The organism is Streptomyces sp. 8L, from assembly GCF_020176795.1.
In the GTDB taxonomy this organism is placed as follows: Bacteria; Actinomycetota; Actinomycetes; order Streptomycetales; family Streptomycetaceae; genus Streptomyces.
Genome location: NZ_JAIUKE010000188.1, coordinates 16,521 through 22,866, shown reverse-complemented (window position 1 = coordinate 22,866; position 6,346 = coordinate 16,521). Strand labels below are relative to the sequence as shown.

Here is a 6,346-nt window from a genome sequence, read left to right as displayed (position 1 = left end):
GCCGGAGGCCGGGGGGGCGGACGGGACCGGTGCGGAGACGTGTTGAAGGCCCCGGTCTGGGGGGATGACCGGGGCCTTCACAGTGCTCCGGAGCGGGCCCCTCGTGTGGGGGGAGGAAGCGAAGACGGACTCCGCTTCCCGGGGCCATGTTCCGGCAGCCCATCGTCTGCCCTCGGCACCCCGAAGTATGTGTTCTTCCTCAGAAAAGAATGAGAGGAATCGGTGACCGCCTGACCGGGCTTCTCTGACCTGCGCGTTCAGCACCGGAGCGGGAGAAGGCCGGCCGTGGCGGCCGTCGGGACAGGCGGGAGGAACCCGGGCCTTTCCGGTGATGGTGAGAGGGCGGACGAGCCGATTTCATCCATGACATTCCGCTCATCGGGGCCGTCCCGAGGGCTGTTGGCGTTCCGGTTGCGCCCGGAGGGGAGATCGCCGCCGGCTGGGTGGCGGCATGGGACGGTAGGGCCATGCCGCCTTCAGACGCCGTCGCCCCGCCCGGGTCCCCTCCGTCGCTCTCCGTCCCCCTCGAAGCCGCCCATCTGCGCGATACGCGGGTCGGCTACGACGCCATCGCCGAGGACTACGCGGAGCGCTTCCGGGCGACTCTGGACGAGAACCCCTGGGACCGCGCGGTCCTGGACACGTTCGCGGAGATGGCGGCTGCGACGGGTGGCCGCGTCCTGGAGGCCGGGAGCGGGCCTGGCAGGGTCACGGCGTACCTGCACGCCAGGGGCGTACGGGTGCGCGGACTCGACCTGTCGCAGGCGATGGTGGCGCTCGCGCGCCGCGAGCACCCGGAAGTGGCCTACGAACAGGGCGACATGACGTCTCTGGCCGAGGCGGACGGCGCGCTGGCGGGCCTGGTCGCCTGGTACTCGGTCATCCACGTCCCGCCGGCGCTGCACCCGGAGGTCTTCGCGGAGTTCCACCGGGTGCTGGGCGAGGGCGGGTTGCTGCTGCTGGGGTTCCAGATGCAGTCGGAGGAGGGTGAAGTCCTCCACTTCGACGAGGCGTTCGGCCATGCGGTCCGGCTGGACTTCCACCGGCTGTCGATGGACCGCGTGTGCGAGCAGCTGGCACACGCGGGCTTCGCGGTCGAGGCACGGACCGTGCGGGAGCCGAGGGACAACGAGAGCCCGGTCAGGCAGGGCACGGTCCTGGCGCGGAAGCGGGCACGGGAGCGGTAGAGGGCACGGTAGCGGGAGGGGTGGCGGGGGGGGGGGGGGGGGGGGGGGGGCCGGGGGGGGGCCCCCCCGGGGGCCCCCCCCCCCGGCTCGTGGCCGACGCGTGGCCGGCACGCTCGGCGCCTGCCGTGAGCACGGCCCGGTCGGTCAGCCCCGCAGCGGTACGGCCGCCGGGGACAGCGCCGTGACCTGCATCGTCCCGTCGTCCACCTGCTGCCTGAACGGCACCGTCAGATGGGTGGTCGAAGCGGGCGGGGTGACCTCCAGGTAGCGCGCGTCGCCTCCGCCGCTGCCGGTGTGCGTCCAGGACAGGACGGCCTGCGCCTGGCGCCCCGGGGAGAGGGTGAACGTCCGTACGCCCGGGTTGTCCGCGTACCAGGTCGGACCCCACTCGGTCCGCGTGCGCAGCGCCCTGTGCCCGGCGGCCTCCAGGCCGAGGCCGGGGTAGCCGCGCAGGGCGCAGGTCCTGGTGCCGGTGTTCGTGAGCACCAGCCTCGCGCCGGCGTGGTTCATGCCGCCCGCCAGCGGCTGGTTGATTTTCGCGGTCAGGTCCGCCGTGCGGCAGGTGGGGGTCTTCGCGGTGGCGGGCGTCGCCGAAGCGGTCGCCGCCGTCGTACCCGTAGCGATCAGCAGCAGGGCACCAGCGGCTGCCGCGGTGATGGTGCGGCTCGTGCGACTCATGGTCCGCACTTCCCTTCTTCACAGGTCTCACAGGTGTCACAGGTCTCGGGGGTCTCACAGGTCCCGGGGGGGCCGTGGATCTCGCGGGGCCCGCGGATGTCGTGGATGCGCGGATCTCGCACGCACCTGCGGGGGCGCTGCGAGTGCCGCCGGCGCTACGAGTACCTGTACGGATACCGCCCGTACGCGCTCTGCTCGCACGCCTGCGCCTTCCCTCACTCGTACGGGTGGACGCCGTCGGGCGAGGACGCTGCCGGGACCGGCGTAAGGACGCTGCCCGCTCCCGTCGCGCTTTGGCTGGCCGTCGGCGCACAGCGGGGGCACGCTGGTAACGGACCCGGGACCCGGGAACTGCGGACAGGGACGCGCATGAAGGATCAGGGGAGCGAGCAGGCGCCGGACGAGGCGCGGCAGGATGCCGGGACAGCCGGGGGCCAGTCCCTCGGCGGGGACTGGGAGGCCTCGGACGAGGCTCAGTTCCGCGCGGTCGAGGCGACCCTGGAGACCGAGGGCCTGCGCCGCGAGGTGGACGGGCTGCGGCACGCGCTGGAGTCCCACCCCGTGATCGACATGGCGCGGGGCCTGGTCATGGCCGCGGGCGGCTGCACGCCCGACGACGCGTGGCGGGTGCTGGTCGAGGTGTCCCAGCACACGAACATCAAGCTGCGCGACATCGCGCAGAGCCTGGTCGACGGCGTGGACGGGCCGCCCCCCGCACCGCCGGTGCGCGAAGCGCTCAACGCGTCGCTGCGCCGACTGGACGAGGGGCGGCGGGACGAGGGACGACGGGGCCGGGGCCGCCCGGGCGAGGCGTGAGGCGAGGGCGGCGGCCCGGCCCGGTCGGCGTGTTCGTCAGGCGGGTCCGTTCGCTTCCGGTCCTGAGCCTGCCCCGTTCGCCCGGGCGGTCTCGTCTCCCGGGTGCTCCGTCGTGTACGGCCACCTCAGCAGCGCGCCGAGCCCGCCGGTCGGCCCCTGGAGGCGGCGCGTGCGCTCCTGTTCGAGGCGGGTCTCCTCGTCCTCGTCGGTGTACTGGCCCGCGGCTCCCGCGGTGCCGCTGACGCCCATGACGCCCTCGGCGCTCGTGACGCCCGCCTCCGGCGCCGTGGCGTCGCCGCCAGGAGCCATGCCGATGCCGTCGCCGCGCTCGTCCGGCGCGGGCTCCACGAGTACGACGTCCGCGCCCGTCATCGTCGCCGCGCGGATCAGGGCGTCGTCCGCCCGTACGGCGAACGGCTCCGGCTCGCCCAGGTAGCGGGTGTCCGTGCGGCGCAGCGCGATCTGGTCCGCGAGGGCGCCCGCCCAGACCTCGCGGTTCGCGTCCGAGCCGTCCGGCTGCACGAACAGGGTCCCGATGCGGTGCTCGCGTGCCGCCTCCACGAGCGCGGGCACGCCCTCCGCCGCGTCGAGCCGTCCGCCCGAGACGGTGCTGCCGGAGTGGAAGCGGTCGAGCTCGTCGGCCCTGCGGGCCTCGCCGTACGCGCGCATCGCCTGCGCCACGTCCTCGTCGAGCAGGCGGCTGTCCGCGCCGCGGGCCCGGCCGCCGTGCGGCGACTCCACGACGGTGGCCTTCAGCTGCCGGGGCAGGCGTACGCGCACGGTCCGCCGCTCGCGGTCGTCGCCCGCGAGCACCACCACCTCCGCGTCGGTCTCCGCGAGCTTGGCGGTGACGGTCTCCGCGATGTCCTTCGCGTTCTGGTCCCAGGTGTTCTCGACGCTCAGCTGGAAGTGCCGCTCGTCCCACTCCGAGGTCGCCGTCCTGCGCACCGGCCAGTCCTCGCCGTCGACGCTGCCCTCCCGGCTGCGGCTCGTGGCCGTACGCAGTTCGAAGTCCGCGCCGATGCGGTCGATGTACACGACGAGGCAGCGCGGTTCCTGGGGCGCGAGCTCCAGGAGCGGTGCGACGTGCGGCAGCGGACCCCAGGTGGCGGCGGTCTCGGTGGGCGGCGGCACGGTGAGGACGGGTTCGAGCACGACCTCCCCGTTGCACGCGAAGATCGCGCGTCCGCCCGAACCGTCGAGACCGCCCGCGCCCGCCGTACCGCTCGCGCCGTCGCCCCGTTCGTCCGGGCCGCCCGCGAGGTGCGGGGTCCTCGCGTACGCGTCGAGCGCGTCGCTCACGGCCTTGCAGGTGGCCTCGTCCGCGCCCTGTGCCGCGAGGCCGGCGCGGACCTCGCGGCGCAGGAGTTCGCTCCTGCCGGTCGGGGCCTGGTCGGCGGCCGACGTGTCGACGTAGACGGAGGCCCAGGGGCCGGGACGTTCGTAGAGGGGCGCGAGGGGTGCGAGGTTCATTTGCTCCTCCAGTGGTAGCGAGCAGTTGTGATCACCGGCGCTTCGACGCCACCGGCGTTCCGGCGTCACCGGCGGGTTCGATGTCACCCGCCTTCCGGCGTTTCGGCGTCGTCGGCGTCGTCGGCGTTTCAGCGCCTAGAAGGCGGCGAGTACCCGACGAGGCCGCCCCTATACGTACGAGGCCGGTACGTACGAGGCCGGTACGTACGAGCGCCCCGTGCCCCTCGGCTCGGACCGGGCCTCGGTCCAGTCCGACTTCCTCCGCTCGTCTGCTCGTCTGCTCGTCTGCTCGTCTGCTCGTGCGGCCTCCGGCTTCTCCGATTGGTGACGCTTTAACCTTCTTGTCATGTTTTATCTGTTTCCTGCCGGGGATCAATCAAGGGTGCTTCGGACCGGAGGCATGTCCGTGGGAGCGGCGGCCCGCTCCGGACGTGCGTTGCGTCTGGTCCCGAGCGGTCGCCCACCGCGGTGAGGTTCCGTACCGTTCGAGGATGGGTGAGCACACATGGCAACGAGCGTGTCTTCCCGTACGGCCGCGCGGCGGCCGCGCACCGCACCGAAACATCCGCATGACGACGCGCCCGACACCTCAGAGGACTTCGCCCGTCTCGCGCGGCTGACCGGTGACACGCCGGGTGAGCGCGCGGAACAGGAGCGCATACGGCAGGAGATCGTCACTCTCTGGCTTCCGCTCGCCCACCGCATGGCATGGCGCTACCGCAACCGCGGCGAGTCGCTCGAGGATCTGCGGCAGGTCGCCGCGCTCGGTCTGGTGAAGGCGGTCCGCCGGTACGACCCGGCGCGCGGCATCGCCTTCGAGAGCTACGCCGTCCCCACGGTCGACGGCGAACTCAAGCGGCACTTCCGCGACTACATGTGGACGGTGCACGTACCCCGCCGCGTGCAGGATCTGCGGGGGCGCATCCGCAGGGCGCGCCAGGAGCTCGCCCAGACGGGCGAGGTGGCCGGGCACGCGCCGACGACCGCGGAGATCGCGGCGCACGCGGGACTGACCGAACAGGAGGTCGCGGACGGGATGGAGGCGATGGAGAGCTTCACCTCGCTCTCCCTGGACGCCCAGTTCCACGGCCCCGCCGACGGCTACGCGCCGGCCCTCGCCGACACCCTCGGTGAGCCGGACCCGGCGATCGACGTCGTGATCGACCGGGAGACCGTCAAGCCGCGCCTGTGCGAACTCCCGCCGCGCGAACGGAAGGTGCTCTACCTCCGGTTCTTCAGGGACATGACGCAGAGCAAGATCGCCGAGGATCTGGGCGTCTCGCAGATGCACGTGTCCCGCCTGCTGAGCCGCTCGTGCTCGCGCATCAGGGCGGAGGTCCTCGCGGAACGCGGCTGACCTGCGGCGCTCGGCGCGGCCCTCGTCGGCGCCCGGCGCGGGCGGGAGGTGTGACACGGGGGGCGGGGAGACGGGTTGGACGCGCTCCGCGCCACCGGAGAAGCTGTCGTGGTGAACACCTCCCCCGACGACGAGAACGCGCAGGCGGCAGGCCCGACAACCCCAGGAGGACCGGGAGTTCCGGGAGCCCCGGAAGGCCGGGACGTACCGGGAGGGCCGGAAGCTCCGCGAGGCCCGGACGTGCCCGGAGAGCCGGCGGGCCCGGCGGCGGGGGGGGGGCGGGCCGCCGGGGGCCGGCGGTCGGCGGGCTCGCCCCGCGGCGAGGCCCGGCGCCGCGAACTGCTCGACCTGGTCACCGACGACCTCGCGGCCAACGGCCTGGTGGACTTCTCGCTGCGCCGCGCGGCCCGCGCCGCGGGCACCACGCACAAGGTGCTGCTCTACCACTTCGACGGGATCGAGGACCTGCTCAGGCAGGCCGTCCACCGGCTGCGGGGCCGCCGCATCGACAACGCGCGCGAGGCGGTCGCCGCGATCGGGGGAGGCGGCCCGGAGAGCGGGCGGGAGGGCGGCCGGGAAGGCGCGTCCGCCGGCTCGCTCGCCGAGAAGGTGCGGGCCGTGTGGCCCATCCTCACCGGGGAGGAGCCGGGGCTGCGGCGGGTGCTCGACCAGGCGATGGGGCTCGCGATGTACGACAACGTCCGTCATCGGGCGCTGGGCCGCGAGGCGTGGGGGGGGGGGGGGGGGGGGGGGGGGGGGGGGGGGGCCCCCCCCCGGGGGGGGGGGGGGGGGGGGGGGGGGGGGGGGGGGGGGCGGGGGGGGGGGGGGGGAATTC

At 74.1% G+C, this 6,346-nt stretch carries 5 protein-coding genes; 3 read left to right on the top strand and 2 right to left on the bottom strand.

Features of this window, described 5'->3' with window-relative positions:
• Nucleotides 1-467 precede the first annotated feature (467 nt).
• The gene (locus LCE31_RS17375) at nt 468-1,187 is read left to right on the top strand and encodes a class I SAM-dependent DNA methyltransferase (RefSeq protein ID WP_225015194.1); all 720 of its coding nucleotides are present in this window, start codon (nt 468-470) and stop codon (nt 1,185-1,187) included.
• Between the two features lie 144 nt (nt 1,188-1,331).
• Here the strand turns inward: LCE31_RS17375 and LCE31_RS17370 are convergent, their stop codons facing one another.
• The gene (locus LCE31_RS17370) at nt 1,332-1,865 is read right to left on the bottom strand and encodes a DUF4232 domain-containing protein (protein WP_225015193.1); all 534 of its coding nucleotides are present in this window, start codon (nt 1,863-1,865) and stop codon (nt 1,332-1,334) included.
• A gap of 369 nt (nt 1,866-2,234) precedes the next feature.
• On the opposite strand from LCE31_RS17370, the gene LCE31_RS17365 reads away from it, so the two are divergent.
• Nucleotides 2,235-2,681 (top strand): ANTAR domain-containing protein, encoded by a 447-nt coding sequence (locus LCE31_RS17365; protein WP_225015192.1) that lies wholly within the window; start codon nt 2,235-2,237, stop codon nt 2,679-2,681.
• Between the two features lie 36 nt (nt 2,682-2,717).
• Here the strand turns inward: LCE31_RS17365 and LCE31_RS17360 are convergent, their stop codons facing one another.
• Nucleotides 2,718-4,154, bottom strand: a complete 1,437-nt coding sequence (locus tag LCE31_RS17360; RefSeq protein ID WP_225015191.1) for a baeRF2 domain-containing protein — start codon at nt 4,152-4,154, stop codon at nt 2,718-2,720.
• Between the two features lie 505 nt (nt 4,155-4,659).
• On the opposite strand from LCE31_RS17360, the gene LCE31_RS17355 reads away from it, so the two are divergent.
• Nucleotides 4,660-5,511: a SigB/SigF/SigG family RNA polymerase sigma factor gene (locus LCE31_RS17355; RefSeq protein ID WP_225015190.1), complete on the top strand. Its 852-nt coding sequence runs from the start codon at nt 4,660-4,662 to the stop codon at nt 5,509-5,511.
• Nucleotides 5,512-6,346 lie beyond the last annotated feature (835 nt).